Origin of the sequence: Streptomyces fulvoviolaceus, from assembly GCF_000718165.1 — a bacterium.
In the GTDB taxonomy this organism is placed as follows: Bacteria; Actinomycetota; Actinomycetes; order Streptomycetales; family Streptomycetaceae; genus Streptomyces; species Streptomyces fulvoviolaceus.
Window position 1 is genome coordinate 203,271 of the sequence record NZ_JOEY01000009.1, and the last position, 14,474, is coordinate 217,744.

General features: G+C 69.8%; 16 protein-coding genes. 8 read left to right on the forward strand and 8 right to left on the reverse strand.

The genetic code is table 11. The annotated features are described in order from the left end of the window. Window positions 1-14: 14 nt before the first annotated feature. The 4 genes from IG08_RS0112045 to IG08_RS0112060 all read right to left on the reverse strand — a co-directional run bounded on the left by IG08_RS0112045 (window position 15) and on the right by IG08_RS0112060 (window position 3,363). A complete protein-coding gene (locus tag IG08_RS0112045) occupies window positions 15-1,535 on the reverse strand; it encodes a PstS family phosphate ABC transporter substrate-binding protein (RefSeq protein WP_030599944.1) in 1,521 nt (506 codons plus the stop codon). 96 nt (window positions 1,536-1,631) lie between these two features. After that, on the reverse strand, window positions 1,632-2,228 hold the full coding sequence (locus IG08_RS0112050; RefSeq protein WP_030599946.1) for a hypothetical protein: 597 nt from the start codon (window positions 2,226-2,228) through the stop codon (window positions 1,632-1,634). 71 nt (window positions 2,229-2,299) lie between these two features. Beyond that, the gene (locus IG08_RS0112055; protein ID WP_030599947.1) at window positions 2,300-2,758 is read right to left on the reverse strand and encodes a MarR family winged helix-turn-helix transcriptional regulator; all 459 of its coding nucleotides are present in this window, start codon (window positions 2,756-2,758) and stop codon (window positions 2,300-2,302) included. Between the two features lie 2 nt (window positions 2,759-2,760). Then, window positions 2,761-3,363, reverse strand: a complete 603-nt coding sequence (locus IG08_RS0112060) for a type 1 glutamine amidotransferase family protein (RefSeq protein WP_030599948.1) — start codon at window positions 3,361-3,363, stop codon at window positions 2,761-2,763. Window positions 3,364-3,517: 154 nt separating this feature from the next. Between IG08_RS0112060 and IG08_RS0112065 the strand changes: the two genes are divergently transcribed. From IG08_RS0112065 to IG08_RS0112075, 3 genes are all read left to right on the forward strand, one after another. Beyond that, a complete protein-coding gene (locus IG08_RS0112065) occupies window positions 3,518-4,873 on the forward strand; it encodes an aspartate aminotransferase family protein (RefSeq protein WP_030599950.1) in 1,356 nt (451 codons plus the stop codon). 88 nt (window positions 4,874-4,961) lie between these two features. After that, window positions 4,962-5,663 (forward strand): GntR family transcriptional regulator, encoded by a 702-nt coding sequence (locus IG08_RS0112070; RefSeq protein WP_030599953.1) that lies wholly within the window; start codon window positions 4,962-4,964, stop codon window positions 5,661-5,663. Between the two features lie 133 nt (window positions 5,664-5,796). Further along, the gene (locus IG08_RS0112075; protein ID WP_030599955.1) at window positions 5,797-6,447 is read left to right on the forward strand and encodes a hypothetical protein; all 651 of its coding nucleotides are present in this window, start codon (window positions 5,797-5,799) and stop codon (window positions 6,445-6,447) included. A 3-nt stretch (window positions 6,448-6,450) separates the two neighbouring features. Here IG08_RS0112075 and IG08_RS0112080 read toward each other — a convergent pair whose 3' ends face one another. After that, complete coding sequence (locus IG08_RS0112080; protein ID WP_030599956.1) at window positions 6,451-6,744, reverse strand: DUF3303 family protein; 294 nt, start codon at window positions 6,742-6,744, stop codon at window positions 6,451-6,453. A 178-nt stretch (window positions 6,745-6,922) separates the two neighbouring features. Here IG08_RS0112080 and IG08_RS0112085 point away from each other — a divergent pair, with 178 nt between their 5' ends. After that, complete coding sequence (locus IG08_RS0112085) at window positions 6,923-7,363, forward strand: SDR family oxidoreductase (protein ID WP_030599960.1); 441 nt, start codon at window positions 6,923-6,925, stop codon at window positions 7,361-7,363. Between the two features lie 13 nt (window positions 7,364-7,376). Here the strand turns inward: IG08_RS0112085 and IG08_RS0112090 are convergent, their stop codons facing one another. Then, entirely contained in the window at window positions 7,377-8,666 is a 1,290-nt protein-coding gene (locus IG08_RS0112090; protein WP_030599962.1) for an RNA-guided endonuclease InsQ/TnpB family protein, read from the reverse strand. 28 nt (window positions 8,667-8,694) lie between these two features. On the opposite strand from IG08_RS0112090, the gene IG08_RS57000 reads away from it, so the two are divergent. After that, window positions 8,695-8,865 carry an Arc family DNA-binding protein gene (locus tag IG08_RS57000; RefSeq protein WP_234342856.1) on the forward strand — a complete coding sequence of 57 codons (171 nt, stop codon included), beginning with the start codon at window positions 8,695-8,697 and terminating at the stop codon, window positions 8,863-8,865. Between the two features lie 143 nt (window positions 8,866-9,008). Beyond that, a complete protein-coding gene (locus tag IG08_RS60060) occupies window positions 9,009-9,173 on the forward strand; it encodes a hypothetical protein (protein ID WP_158812215.1) in 165 nt (54 codons plus the stop codon). 3 nt (window positions 9,174-9,176) lie between these two features. Here IG08_RS60060 and IG08_RS0112105 read toward each other — a convergent pair whose 3' ends face one another. Beyond that, window positions 9,177-10,985, reverse strand: a complete 1,809-nt coding sequence (locus IG08_RS0112105) for a bifunctional metallophosphatase/5'-nucleotidase (protein WP_030599963.1) — start codon at window positions 10,983-10,985, stop codon at window positions 9,177-9,179. Window positions 10,986-11,128: 143 nt separating this feature from the next. Between IG08_RS0112105 and IG08_RS0112110 the strand changes: the two genes are divergently transcribed. Continuing rightward, on the forward strand, window positions 11,129-11,962 hold the full coding sequence (locus IG08_RS0112110; protein ID WP_158812216.1) for a hypothetical protein: 834 nt from the start codon (window positions 11,129-11,131) through the stop codon (window positions 11,960-11,962). Window positions 11,963-12,022: 60 nt separating this feature from the next. Here IG08_RS0112110 and IG08_RS0112115 read toward each other — a convergent pair whose 3' ends face one another. Beyond that, window positions 12,023-13,306, reverse strand: coding sequence for an adenylosuccinate synthase (locus tag IG08_RS0112115; protein ID WP_030599969.1), 1,284 nt, complete (start codon window positions 13,304-13,306; stop codon window positions 12,023-12,025). A gap of 187 nt (window positions 13,307-13,493) precedes the next feature. On the opposite strand from IG08_RS0112115, the gene IG08_RS0112120 reads away from it, so the two are divergent. Beyond that, complete coding sequence (locus IG08_RS0112120) at window positions 13,494-14,345, forward strand: diacylglycerol kinase catalytic domain-containing protein (protein WP_030599972.1); 852 nt, start codon at window positions 13,494-13,496, stop codon at window positions 14,343-14,345. The last annotated feature ends 129 nt before the right edge of the window (window positions 14,346-14,474 follow it).

The window sequence follows — 14,474 nt, forward strand, 5'->3', positions numbered from 1 at the left end:
GAAACCGGCAAGGGTCACCCGCAGGACTCCTCCTCCTGGGCGCACGGGAGATGCCCCTGCTCACGGATCACGTTCTGGCTGGCGGTCTCGTCGAGGTAGGCGAGGAAGGCCGCGGTGAGCGAACCCGGTCGCGGCGAGCGGTAGGTGTAGGCGTACTCGACCCCCCGGTACGGATAGCGGTCGGCCTGTACGGAGGGGGTGACGCCGTCGAGGGGCACGACCCGCAGGCCCTTGTGGCCGTCGGCGACGCCGAGTTCGCTGTAGCCGACGGCGCCGGCGACGTCCGCGACCGTGTCCAGGACCTTCTCCGTGGAGCCGAGTTCGCAGCGCACGACGGGCGCGGACCGGTCGTCCTTGTGGACGCAGTCCAGTGACGTGCTCGGGACCCGCTCCCAGGTGTCGAGCACCCGCTGCTGGAAGACCTGCCGGGTGCCGGAGTCGGCGTTCCGGCTGACCAGGACGACCGGCAGGTCGGGGAGGGACGGGTCCAACTGCCGCCAGCGCGTGATCTCGCCGCCGTAGAGCCGCCTCACCTCCCCCCGGGACAGGCCCTCGGGCCCGAGGTCGATGCCGTCGTTGACGACGAGGGCGAAGGCGGACAGCGCGATCTTCTCGCCGTGCAGCCCCAGCCGGGTGCCCATCGGGCCGTCGGAGAAGGCGATCACGTTCGACTCGTCGCCCTCGGCGGCGAGTTCGGAGACCCCCGCCTCGCTGCCGCGCGCCTCGACCGTGATGTCGGCGCCCTCGCAGTCCTTCTCGTACTCCTTCGCGAGCGTCCTGACCACGGGGGCGAAGGCGGTCGAGCCGGTCACCGTCAGGTCGCCCCGCTCGCAGCCGAGCGGCGGCCGGGTGTCGTCACGGGCGACGATGATGCCGGCCAGCGCGACGACGGAGAGCGTGAGCAGGGCCGTGAAGATCCGCGCCGGACCGTTGAGCAGGGGCGGCGTCTCGTCGGGGGTCGCGCTGCGGTTGGGGTGGACCTCGCCCTCGCGCAGGCCGCCGGTCAGCCTGATCTCGCGGCCCACATCGCCGCCGGACAGCAGCACGAGCAGCTTGAAGTGGTCGCCGCGGTTGAGGGGGACGCGCGGGATGCGCAGCCGGTTGCCCTCGTAGGCGAAGCCGCGTTCCGGGGTGAAGTGGTCCATGAGGTGGTCGCGGTCGTTGGGCTGGGTGACCGAGACGCCGCGGATGGTGCGGTCGGTGAAGACCGCGGTCAGGCCGTGGGTCGTGGGGCCCGTGTAGTCGTCGCGGTCGATGCCCTGCGAGCCGTCGTTCTCGACGCGGAGGAGGACGAGGGTGGCGTCGGTCATGTCCGGGGCCTCGTCGAAGAGCCCGAGGCGTACTCCCTCAGAGGGGGGACCCCCAGCCCGGCCCGAACGCACGCCGTCACCGATGGGGTTGTCCATCTGGACGCGGTAGCCGATCCGTTTGCGGCGCGGCACCCGGCGCTCATACCAGACCATGACGCCGGAGGCGCCGATGCCCAGGACCGCCGTCGCGACGGCCACCAGGTTCTCCGCGCTGAACCACTCCACGGTGTGCCCCCGCAACTGCCGCAGTTCGATCGAGTGATCACCGTACGACTGTGCGAGGGCGCATTCCGGTCCGGTGGGGCGAAGTTCGCCTGGCGTTCACGACGACGCCGGCCGAGTGAAGTGCAGCTTCGCCTGCTCCAGACTGCCGTCCGGCAGGAGCCTGATCGCGGTCGTCCCGCCGGGCGAACAGGAGGGATCCGACGCTCCGGTCGTCACCATGGACGGACCGACCGTCAACGGCCCTTTCCCGACCGGGGCTTTGAGCAACACGGCCTCGAACACGCAGTGGTAGGTGCTGTGTTGAGTGGTCCCGTCGGCGACCATGGTCAGGACCGGGTCTCCCACCTCGCCCTGCCGGATGGTCAGTCGGCGTGTGTTCGCACCGTCGGCGGTCGCCCAGTCGCCCAGGTAACCCACCGGGATCACGCCGGCCACCGGCTCGACGGGGTCGCCGCCCTTCAGGACGGTGTGGACCGTGGCTCCCGCCCCGACCGCCACCACCAGGGCCACCGCGACGAGCGCCGCCGTGGAACGCCCGCTGCGCCGCCACGGCTCCGACTCCTCCTCCGGCACGGCGGGGTAGTAGTACGGCGTCCCGGGCGCGTCGGGGGACGAGGGGTGCTGCTGGGGGTCGCCGTACGCGGGACGGGCGGGCGCGTGCTCCCGCGCATCCCCGGCCCCCGACCTCTCCATCGCAGGCCCTCCCCCGAGACCCGAGCCGCGCCGCACCGCGCCGCGCCGCATATGCGCGACAACGCCAGTGTCTACGGTTCCGCAGCAGCCGTCGACAGCGCGTCGAGCACCTTCGACAGCCGTTCCAGAGTCCGTACGGCGTCGGCGAGTTCGCCCTCGCCGAAGGCGTCCGCCAGCCGGTCGGCGAAGGCGGCGTGCTGGGGATTGATCCGGTGCACGGCGGCCCGTCCCTCCTCGGTGGGCGCGAGGAGCTTGGCCCGGCGGTGGGCCGGGTTGGGGCGGTACTCGGCGAGCCCCTTCTCCACGAGCAGATCGGCGATGCGCTGCACACTCTGCCGCGTGATCCCCATCTCGCGCGCGATCCCGGAGACGGAAAGCGGCTCCCCGAGCACCGCGCCGAGCACCTGCCACCAGGCGGCGGTGAGCCCGGCGGGTCCGGCCAACTCCTCGGCCACGGCGAGGAATTGGCCGTTGAGCCGGAAGACGCCGAGCGCGCTACGGCTGAGCAGTTCCTGTCGCTCCCGACTCACCACTACATTCCTGCCTTCTCCAGCACGGCGTACGCCTCCGGGTCGGAGTCGTGGAACAGCCGGTACCAGGCGTCCAGCACCTCACCGTCGTACACCTCGAGAAGCCGGAAGATCTCCCGCGCGAAGGCGACGGGCTCGGTGGGTCCGGCGGTGATCAGTCCACGGTCGCTCACGGCGTCCGCGTCGACGTACCGCGCACCGCCGCCGTATCCCGTCGCCGCCAGATAGAAGGAGACCGCGCTGGTGTGGTCCCGGTCGTCGAGCAGCCCCTCGCGCGCGAGCCCGGCGGTGGCCCCGCAGATCGCGGCGACGGGGGCGCCGGAGTCGAGGAAGGCACGGGCCTTGCGGGCGAAGGGGGCGAGGTCGCCACTGGTGTCCCAGAGATCGGCGCCCGGGAGGATCAGGAGAGCGCTGTCCTCGGGGCGTACGTCGTCCAGGGCCAGGTCGGGCTGGACGCGGAGACCGCCGACGGACGTCACCGGCTCACGGCTCGGGCCGACGGTCCGGATCTCGTAGCCGGCGCGGGCGAGATACGCGGTCGCGTACCCCGTCTCCCAGTCGGCGTAGGTGTCGTACACGGCGAGATGGACGGGCTTGCGGCTCATGGTTGCCTCCTCGGACCGATCCGATGACAGCAGACTGTCATTTCGACAGCATGCTGTCAATAGAAATGTCTTGGACAACCTGTCGCGGAAAGCCCCTGTCCACAGACAGGACGCCGATACCGCTTCCGCATCGCGGACATTTACGCTCGAGCGCATGACCCCTCAGCCAAACCCCGAGGTCGGCGCCGCCGTGAAGGCCGCGGACCGTGCGCACGTGTTCCACTCCTGGTCCGCGCAGGAACTCATCGACCCGCTCGCCGTCGCCGGTGCGGAGGGGTCGTACTTCTGGGACTACGACGGCAAGCGGTACCTCGACTTCACCAGCGGGCTCGTCTACACCAACATCGGCTACCAGCACCCGAAGGTCGTCGCCGCGATACAGGAGCAGGCCGCAACCCTGACCACCTTCGCGCCCGCCTTCGCCATCGAGTCCCGCTCGGAGGCGGCCCGGCTGATCGCCGAGCGGACCCCCGGCGACCTGGACAAGATCTTCTTCACCAACGGTGGCGCGGACGCGGTGGAGCACGCCGTGCGCATGGCCCGGCTGCACACCGGACGCCCGAAGGTGCTGTCGGCGTACCGCTCGTACCACGGCGGTACCCAGCAGGCGATCAACATCACCGGTGACCCGCGCCGCTGGGCCTCCGACGGTGCGGCCGCCGGTGTCGTGCACTTCTGGGCGCCGTACCTGTACCGCTCCCGCTTCTACGCGGAGACGGAGGAGCAGGAGTGCGCCCGGGCGCTGGAGCACCTGGAGACGACCATCGCCTTCGAGGGGCCGGGCACGGTCGCCGCGATCATCCTGGAGACCATTCCGGGGACCGCCGGGATCATGGTCCCGCCGCCCGGTTACCTCGCCGGGGTCCGTGAGATCTGCGACAAGTACGGCATCGTCTTCGTCCTGGACGAGGTCATGGCCGGGTTCGGGCGGACCGGTGAGTGGTTCGCGGCGGACCTGTTCGACGTGACGCCCGACCTGATCACCTTCGCCAAGGGCGTGAACAGCGGTTACGTGCCGCTCGGCGGTGTCGCCATCTCCGGCGCCATCGCGGAGACCTTCGCCAAGCGGCCGTACCCCGGCGGTCTGACGTACTCCGGGCACCCGCTGGCCTGCGCCGCCGCCGTCGCCACGCTCAACGTGATGGCGGAGGAGGGCGTCGTCGACAACGCGGCCCGGCTCGGCGCGGACGTCGTCGAACCGGCGCTGCGGGCGCTGGCCGAGCGGCACCCGAGCATCGGCGAGGTGCGCGGCGTCGGCATGTTCTGGGCGCTCGACCTGGTGAAGAACAGGGAGACCCGCGAGCCGCTGGTGCCGTACAACGCGGCCGGTGAGGCGAACGCCCCGATGGCCGCCTTCGGCGCCGCCGCGAAGCAGCAGGGCATCTGGCCGTTCATCAACATGAACCGCACCCACGTCGTGCCGCCGTGCAACGTGAGCGAGGCGGAGCTCAAGGAAGGCCTGGCCGCGCTGGACGTGGCGCTGTCCGTGGCCGACGAGTACACGGAGTAGGTCTGCCGCGAACCCGAACGCGTAAGGTGGCGTGTTCGTACACATACACGTGCACGCCACCCGACCGCGACGAGGAGACGCCCCGACCATGCCCGCCAGCAGCGGTACCGGTGCCGTGACCCGCAGCACTCTGCGGCAGCAGATCGCGGACGCGTTGCGGGACGAGGTGCTGGGCGGGCGGCTGCAGCCGGGGCAGGAGTTCACCGTCAAGGAGATCGCCGAGCAGTACGGCGTCTCCGCGACCCCCGTGCGCGAAGCACTCGTCGACCTGTCCGCGCAGGGGCTCCTCGAAGCCGACCAGCACCGCGGCTTCCGGGTGCACGAGTACTCGCTCGACGACTTCCGCGGCATGCTCGAGGCCCGCAGCCTGGTCACCGACGGGATGTTCCACGCGCTCGACACCGGCCACAAGGGTTTCCAGGAGCCCGACGACCCCCGTACGGCAGCCGCCGTAGCGGGCGTACGACGGCGCGGCGAGGAGGCCCAGCGGGCCGCCGGCGCCGGTGACCTGACCGTCCTGATCGGCTACGACCTGCGCTTCTGGCGCGAGCTGAGCACCCTGTTCGGCAACCCCTACCTCGCCGACTTCCTGCACCGGCTACGCGTGCAGACCTGGGTGTGCACGGTGCAGCACCTGCACCGGCTGACCGATCTGCGCGGCCGGCTGTGGTCCGGGCACACCGAGATCGTGGACGCCCTCTCCGCACGGGACACCGTGGCCGCCCGCGCGCTCCTCGCCGCGTACAACGGGCACTACCTGACCCTCATCGAGCGCCTCGCCGCCGAGTGACGGGCGCGGGCCCGGGTATGGGTCCTGCACCCGGACCTGCACGACCGGATCCGCCTCGGCGCCACGGCGGCTACCCTTCCTTGACCACTGTGTGACGACGTCCGCGTACCGCGCGTATCCGAGGAGCTGACCTTTGGCCTGTGACCTGTGGCTGGTGCCGCTCGTCGACGTGTTGTGCCACACCCCGGACAACCCGTTCGCCGAGGAACTCGCGCAATACAACAAGGTGCTCGCCGAGGCCGGGTTGCCGCCGGTGCCGGTGTACCAGTACATGCCGGGTCTGTCCGGCGAGGTCGCCCCGGTGGCCGGGTTCGACTACGACGCGCTGCACTTCCTGCGCCGCGCGTATCTGTTGCAGGTGTGCGGTCTCCCGGTCACCCCCGTCGACGAACTCGGCGGCGACTACGAGCAGTTGCTGGAGATGTTCGAGACGACGGCCCAGCAGTCGCACCTGGTCTGGCACTACGACCACGCGGGCGCGTACGTCCCGGTGGACTTCCCGCATCCGCTGGCCGACGACGAGCTCCTCGCGGGCGGCGGCCCGTTGGGCTCGTCCCAGGCCCTGCTGCGCGAGCTGGACTTCGTGGCCCCGGTGATCGGCATCGACCCGGCCAACCCCCCGACTCCCCCCGAAGCACCGCTCGCGCCCACGGAGTTGGAGGAACCGGCCGTCCCCGCGCCGTACGACCCCAGCCCCTTCGCCCGCGAACGGCACGTCTGGCTCGGCCTGCACGCGGCGGCGACGCGGAGCCTGGCGCAGGGGTCGATGATCATCTTCAGCTGAGGGTCAGCGCCCCAGCTGGGCAAGCCCCTTCTGCAGGTCCTCGGCGTTCATGACCGGCGTGTACGAGACGTCGGCGCCCAGATCGAGGAAGAACGGCTCGGCGATCGACGGCATCTGGGAGCTGTCCTGCATGTCGAAGACGAGGAAGCAGGTGCGGTGGCCGTTGTCGGCGGTGAAATAGGCCGCCTCCGGCTTGACCTGCTCCATGGAGGCCTGCATCAGCTTCGCCAAAGTGCCGTTCCGGATGGCCTCGTTCGACCTCTCCGTGTCGAGTTGTGCCCTGAACAGAACGCGCATCGCACTCACCTTCTCCTGATCGACGCACGCAGATATCACCAGAATATGCCTGTATGTGGCATTTCTCCCTACCTACTCCCTGCCTACTCCGGCGGGAGCAGACAGGGAGCCTCCCCCGGTGCGACGTCCGTCGCGGTCCCCGCGCGCAGGCTGGAGTCATCGACGAAGGGAGACCGCGATGATCCTGGTGACCGGAGCGACGGGCCATGTGGGCGGCGAGCTGATACGGCGACTGGCGGCGGCCGGAGAGCCGGTGCGGGCGATGACCCGACGCCCGGGCGAGGCACGGCTCCCCGCCGGCGTGGCGGCGGTGTACGGCGACGCCGCCGACCCGGCGAGCCTCGACGCGGCGTTCGCTGGCACGTCCGGGGCCTTCCTGATGTCGGCGCAGGCGGTGGGCACGGCCCCCGAGCCCACCCACGACCTCGCGCTCGCCGCGGCGGCGGCGCGGGCGGGCCTCCGCCGGGTGGTGAAGCTGTCCACGCTGGACGGCGGAACGGGCGACGACCCGATCGCCCGCTGGCAGACGACGGCGGAGGCGGCGGTGACCGACCCGGCCCGCGGCTTCGCCTGGACGCTCCTGCGCCCCGGCCGCTTCATGTCCAACGCCCTTCATTGACATCCTCCCCCTCTTAAAAGAGGGGGATTCCAACCCAGTTGAGTTGAGGTTCACGGGTGCTCGAACGGCTGGTGGCCGTTGTCACCCCTCCGACACCGGCTGAGCGCCGGGGGCGGGGAATCCCGCCCTGTCCTGCCGCGACGTTGACTGCTGCGTTGCTGTCCGCGTTGCAGGTGAAACCACAGAAGGAACAGACGAACTCGGCTTGGCTCTTGCGCGAGTTCTTGTCGATCCATCCGCAGGCACTGCACCGCAGGCTGGTGTAGGCGGCGGGCACGTCCTCGACCCGCCCAGGGGCCTTGTCCTCGGTGCGCTGCCGGAGCAGGCCCCAGCCCTGGGCGAGGATCGCCCGGTTCAGCCCGGCTTTCTGCCGCACCTGTCTGCCCGGCTCCTGAACGGTGCCCTTCGCCGAGCGGGTCATGTTCTTGATGTTCAGCTTCTCGAACCGCACCAGGTCACAGGTGCGGGCGAGCATGGTCGATGTCTTCTCGCACCAGTCCTTGCGCCGGTTGGCCTCGCGGGCTTTGAACCTGGCGACCATGGCGTACTCGGCCGTCTTCCGCGCGCTGCCCTTCGGAGCGCGGGCGGCACACCGCTGGTGCTTGCGGATCTGGGCCCGCTCCCTGGCCGTGAGCTGCGGACAGTTCAGCTTCCGCCCGTCCGACAGAGCGGCGGTGATCGTCACGCCACGGTCGATACCGATGACCTCGCCGGTGCCCGGTGCGTCGACCGGCTCGGGGATGACGGCGAATGCGGCATGCCACTGCCCGTTCCGGAAGGTGACCCGGAACGTCTTCGACCCGGGCAGTTCGGGGCGGGTGAGGCGAAATCGCACCCAGCCGCAGCCGGGCACCTTGACCTGCGCCCACCGGCGGTTCAGCTTGTGCACCACCACCGAACGCCCCATGACCTGTTTGCCGGTCGTCGGGTTGACCTTGGGCGTGCCGTCGTCGTTGAACTCCGCGACCCGGTCGGTGCCGATGACGCGGAAGCCCTCGTGCCGGAACTTCTTGCGCCAGGTCGGCTCACCGAAGCCCGAGTTGAACCGGGCGTTCTTGGCCTTGGCGAAGTCCTTGAGCGCCTGCTGCTGCACGTCGGCGTTTCCTTCACGCAGCCACTCGTTCTCACGGCGGGCTTCGGTGAGCTGGCGGCACTGCTCGGCGAACCCCGGTGCCGACTTCCGTCCGGGCTGCCAGTGCGCATGCTGCTCGACCGCCAGGTTCCACACGTACCGGGCGTGCGCGCAGTGCAGGAGCATCGTCTGCTCCTGCTGCGGCGTCGGGTACATGCGAAACCTTGCCATGGGACCATTCTAGCTCAAGAATGGTCCCATGAAGCATGTGAACCTGAGACTCCCCGACGATCTGCACGAACAGGCCCGGGCCGCGGCCGATGCCGACGACCGCTCCCTGAACTCCTGGCTGATCGCCGTCGTACGACGCGCCGTCACCCTGGGCGAGACGCCGAATCGCCCTGAAGGCGATTCGGCTACCCCTGCCTGAACGACCTTGTCCTGGCAGCCGCCGGAAATCACGTTGCTGACGGCCCCAACACCGGTGGGCGCATGAGGAGCCTGGCACGCCCTCGCCGTCCCCGACACAGGAGCCGACCACACCGATACGGCTCCTGCGGGGCGGTGTACGTCATGGGGGAGGGCGACACGGTCTGGTTGCAGGGGCAGACGGACTTCCTGGGTGTCGGCAGCAACTCCAACTCCGTCTGGTGCCAGGAACCCGCCGACGAGGTGGTCACCTACCCGGCGTTGCCGGGCAGGTACTACACCAGCAGGTCGTACGGATGCCTTCGCTGAGCCTCAGAACACCGCCGTCCCGTCCTGCGTCAGCTTCCAGTTGGTGGCGGCGAAGTCCGCCGGGTTCAGCGTCCCCTTGGCCGTCACGTAGTCGATCATCAGCTGGCGGATCTCGTTGGTCGAGCTGTAGGCGATGTCCGCGTCCGCGATGTGCGGGTAGCCCGAACCGCCGTTGGCCCGGTAGTTGTTGACGGCGACGACGAAGACCTGGTCGTCGGTGACGGCAGTGCCGTCGTAGGCGAGGTTCTTGATCCTCGCCCCCTCCGCCTGGGCGATGTCGATGTCGTACGAGACGCCCGCGGCGGTGTCGTACATGTAGTCCCAGAAGCTGTTGGCGTTGGTGAGGGTCGCGGTGTCGACCTTGGTGCCGCTCGGGACCTTGGCGTAGTACTTCGCCGCGTACTCCAGGTAGTCCTTCAGCTGGGCGCCGGTGAGCTTCTTGCCGTACAGGGTGTTGTCGTAGATGTAGAGCCCGGCGACGTCCCGGATGGTGACGTCACCGGCCGGGATGTCGGCGGTGCGGCTGAAGGGGGCCGCCACCGAGATCAGCGGGAGGGCGGCGTCCGAGGTGGACAGGCCGGCCGCGACCGTCTTCATCTGGACCTCGTGGATGAAGTCCATGATCGGTACGTCCTTCCAGCAGGCCTCCGCGCCCGAGAGGTCCTCGGTGCAGGTGCCGACGGCGGTGTTGACGTACTTCACCACCAACTCGTGGTCCGCCTGGAGGAGTTCGGTGATCTCGGGGTCCTCGTCCACCGTGTTCGGGTTGAGGGTCTGGGCCTTCTTGCTCGTCACCTTCCACCGGCCGTGGTGGAGTTCGAGCTCGAAGTCGAAGACGGTGAGGCGGTAGCCCCAGCAGTACGGCTCGGAGAGCAGGACGTCCTCGCCGGTCTCCTCGTTGGTCACGGTGTACGACGGCACCTCGACGTGGGTGTGACCGACGAGGATCGCGTCGATGCCGGGGACCTGCTCGGCGACGAGGTTCGAGGCGTTCTCGACGTAGGGCAGCTCGTCGCCGTACGACGAACTCCCGTCCAGCCCCGAGTGGTCGGTCAGGAAGACGACGTCGCAGCCGAGCGCGCGGAGGCGGGGCACGTACTTCTTGGCCTGCTCGACCAGGCCCGGGAAGACCATCTTGCCGCTGACGTTGTCCTTGTCCCACAGCGCGATGCCGGGATTGGTCAGGCCGAGGATGCCGACCTTGATGTCGGGGGCGCCCGGCACACAGATCCGCTTCACGGTGTACGGGGCGAAGGCGGGCCGGAGCGTCTTCGCGTCGAGCGCGTTGGCGCCGAGCAGCGGGAAGTGACACTGCTGCTCGAACTTCCTCAGCACGTCGATGCCGTAGTTGAACTCGTGGTTGCCGAGGGCGGCGGCGTCGTAGCGCATGTGGTTCATGGCGACGGCCATCGGGTGCTCGGGAGCGTCGTCGCCGGTGATCGGGTCCACGCGCGCGTAGTAGTACGCCAGTGACGTGCCCTGGATGATGTCGCCGGCGTCGACGAGCAGGACGCGGCCGGCGCCCTTGGCCTCGCGCTGCTGCTTGACGAGCGTGGCGACACGGGCGACGCCGACGGAGTTGCCCTTGCTGTCCTTGTAGGCCGCGTCGGTGTAGTAGTCCCAGTCGAAGACGTGGCTGTGCAGGTCGGTGGTGCCGAGGATGGAGAACGACCAGGTTCGGGGGGCCTTTTCGGGCTTGCGGTCGGCGGCCTGGGCGGGGCCTGCCGCGACGCTCCCCGCGGCGGCGACGGCCGCACCGGTGACGGCCGACTTCTTCACGAACTGCCTGCGGTTCATGGGACTGACGGGCATGCGGTCTCCTGCGAGAACGGGATGAGGGGTGAGCCGGGGTGAGCCATGCGGGGACTACACGCGTAGATGCTGGTCGCACACCCGTGCGCCGGGAACCAGGAACAGACCATGTCCAGGTCAATTTCCTGGCATGATCCCGGATCATGAGAGCAAAACGGGCCGGACGTTGGGCGGCGACCGCCGTGGTGCCGGTGTTCGCCGTGCTGTGGCTGACGGTCGGACCCCGCGCTCTGGAGGACCACCTCGGCGTCGGGGTCGCGGCGAGCGACGAGGTGCCGGGCTCCAAGACCTTCGCCGGCGCCTGGCAGACGGGCCTGGACGAGGACAGCGACCTCTTGAGCATCCGGCTCGACGTCCTGCCCGGCGCCCGGGCGGGCGAGGACGGCGCCACGGTCGTCTCGGCCACGAGCGACACGGTCTGCTCGGGCCGCGCGACCGTGCAGTCCCGGTCGAAGGACACGCTGGTGCTCGGCGGGTTCGACGTACGGCGGACCGGACCGGGCGCCAGCTCCGGGACGACGTACGACTGCGGCCTGCCCGCCACCATGAAGCTGGTGTCGGACCCCGGCAACGGCGGGATCATGTGGGAGCAGAAGCCCATGACCTCCGTCCAGGTGGACCGGGTCTCGGCCGCGTCCGTCGCGGTCCCCGAGGCCTTCCTCGGCGACTGGTACGACACCCGCGGCAGCCTCCAGGTCACCGTCCGCCCGGGCACCGCGGGCACCCTCGCCGTGCAGGGCGTCGACGACGGGAACGGGCGGCACTGCGAGTGGGAGGCCGCGCTCCTGGACGTACGGCCGACGACGCTCGCGACGACCGGCGCGCACGTGATCGCGGAGGAGTCGGACCCGGCCTGCCGGTCCGCGAAGGTGTCGTATCTCTACGACGTCGAGGGCGGCGGCGATTCCGCGACGCTCACCCGGCACTCCAACGCGGAGGTCACCACGCTGGAGTTGAAGCGGCGACCGTCATCGTGATGAGGACGGCCGCCGCTTCTGGCCCTGCACCAGCAGGGATCCTGCTCCACAGAACTCTCTCTACAGGAACGAGTTGATCTCGATCGTCTCGTCCCGGCCCGGGCCGACACCGATCGCGGAGATCGGTGCGCCGGACATCTCCTCGAGCGCCTTCACGTAGTCCTGGGCGTTCTTCGGAAGGTCGGAGAAGGACTTCGCCTTGGTGATGTCCTCGGACCAGCCCGGGAGGTTCTCGTAGATCGGCTTCGCGTGGTGGAAGTCGGTCTGGGAGTACGGGAGTTCCTCGACACGCTTGCCGTCGATCTCGTACGCCACGCAGACCGGGATCTCCTCCCAGCCGGTGAGGACGTCGAGCTTGGTGAGGAAGAAGTCCGTCAGGCCGTTGACCCGGGTCGCGTACCGCGCGATCACCGCGTCGAACCAGCCGCAGCGACGGTCACGGCCCGTCGTCACACCCCGCTCGCCGCCGATACGGCGCAGCGCCTCGCCGTCCGCGTCGAGCAGCTCGGTCGGGAAGGGACCCGAGCCGACCCGGGTCGTGTAGGCCTTGAGGATGCCGATGACCCGGCTGATCTTCGTGGGTCCGACGCCCGCACCGGTGCAGGCACCACCGGCGGTCGGGTTGCTGGACGTCACGAAGGGATACGTGCCGTGGTCGATGTCGAGGAGCGTGCCCTGGCCGCCCTCGAACAGCACGACCTTGTCGTCCTCCAGGGCCTGGTTGAGCACCAGGACCGTGTCGGCGACGTACGGCTTGAGCCGGTCCGCGTAACTCAGCAGCTCCTCGACGACCTGGCCCACCTCGATGGCGCGGCGGTTGAAGACCTTGGTGAGGAGCTGGTTCTTGCCGTCCAGCGCCGCCTCGACCTTCTGCTCCAGGATCGACTCGTCGTACAGGTCCTGGATGCGGATGCCGACGCGGTTGATCTTGTCGGCATAGGTCGGACCGATACCGCGGCCGGTCGTCCCGATCTTCCTCTTCCCGAGGAAGCGTTCCGTCACCTTGTCCACCGTCACGTTGTAAGGCGTGATGATGTGCGCGTTTCCGCTGATGAGGAGCTTGGACGTGTCGACGCCGCGTTCGTTCAGTCCGTTCAGCTCGGAGAACAGGACCGAGGGATCGATGACGACTCCGTTACCGATGACCGGGGTACACCCCGGCGACAGGATTCCGGAAGGGAGGAGGTGGAGGGCGTACTTCTGATCGCCCACGACTACCGTGTGGCCGGCGTTGTTGCCGCCTTGGTAGCGCACCACATAGTCCACCGAGCCACCGAGCAGGTCGGTCGCCTTTCCCTTGCCTTCGTCACCCCACTGAGCACCGAGCAGCACAAGTGCGGGCACGCGCGTACACCCCTTCCGGGCGGGGCATGTCCAAGGTCAGGGGCGTACGCGACACGGCACGTGCCTCGTACACCGGCGGCCTTCGTTGGCCGCAACCCGTCGGACCGGATGCCCCGGAATAGACGAAGCCCCTGGCGCAATAGCGCAAGGGGCTCTTGCACAAAGATGCTACCCGAGGAAGCGAGGCATGGCCGAGGTGGCGACTTTCGCGACTTCCGATCACCTGCTGGTGGTCATCGATCCGGTCGCCCTTCAGACGGACGGCGAGTCCGTCCGGATCGCGAAAGACGTGCTCAGCGCGGGTGCCGGGGTCAAAGTGTGCATGCCGGAGGGGCCGGAGGAGTTCGCCCGGGTCCTGGCCCGGCGGGGCTCGCGGCGACCGGTGCTCGTCGGCGACGACCGCGCGCTGATGCGCACGGTGGCCCTGCTGCACCGGCAGCGGGAGCTGGCCGGATGCGTGCTGTCGGTGGTGCCGGTGGGGGCCGCCCTGTCGGTGGCGCGCTCCCTGGGCCTCCCCACGGGGGCGGTGGCGGCCGCGCGGGCCGTCCTCGACGGGGTCGAGCGGCGGCTGGACATGCTGGTGGACGACAGCGACGGGGTGGTGCTGGGCGCGTTGCGGATTCCGCCGGTTCCGGTGCCGGTGGCTGCGACGGAGGAGGCGCACGGCCGTCCCTGGCTGCGGACGTACCAGTCCCTCGTACGCACGCTGGTGCCGGCGCGGCCCGCCCGGGAGCCCGTGCCGCCGGTCGCCGGGCCCTCCCGTCTCCGGGTGGAGGTCGACGGAGTGACGCTGGTGGATCTGGACCAGCCCGTGGAGGCGGTGTCGGTGACTCCGGGCGAGTCGGGCCTGGCCGAGGTCGAGGTGCGGCCGGCGTCGGTGGGCGCGGAGGCGTCGCCGCTGCGGGCCTCGGGGAAGACGGTGACCGTGGTCGGCGCGGATTTTCGGTATCGGGCGGATGCGGGGGTGTGCGGGCCGGTGCGGAGGCGGACGTGGACGGTGCGGGAGGGGGCGTTGGGGTTGATGTTGCCGGGGCGGTGACGGTTGCGGGGGGGGTGCGCGTCCACCTGACTCGCCCCCGCCGCCCCTTCCCATTCCCGTCCCTGGGGGCTGCGCCCCCAGACCCCCCTTTTCGGCCCTGAAGGGGCCTCGTCCTCAAACGCCGGACGG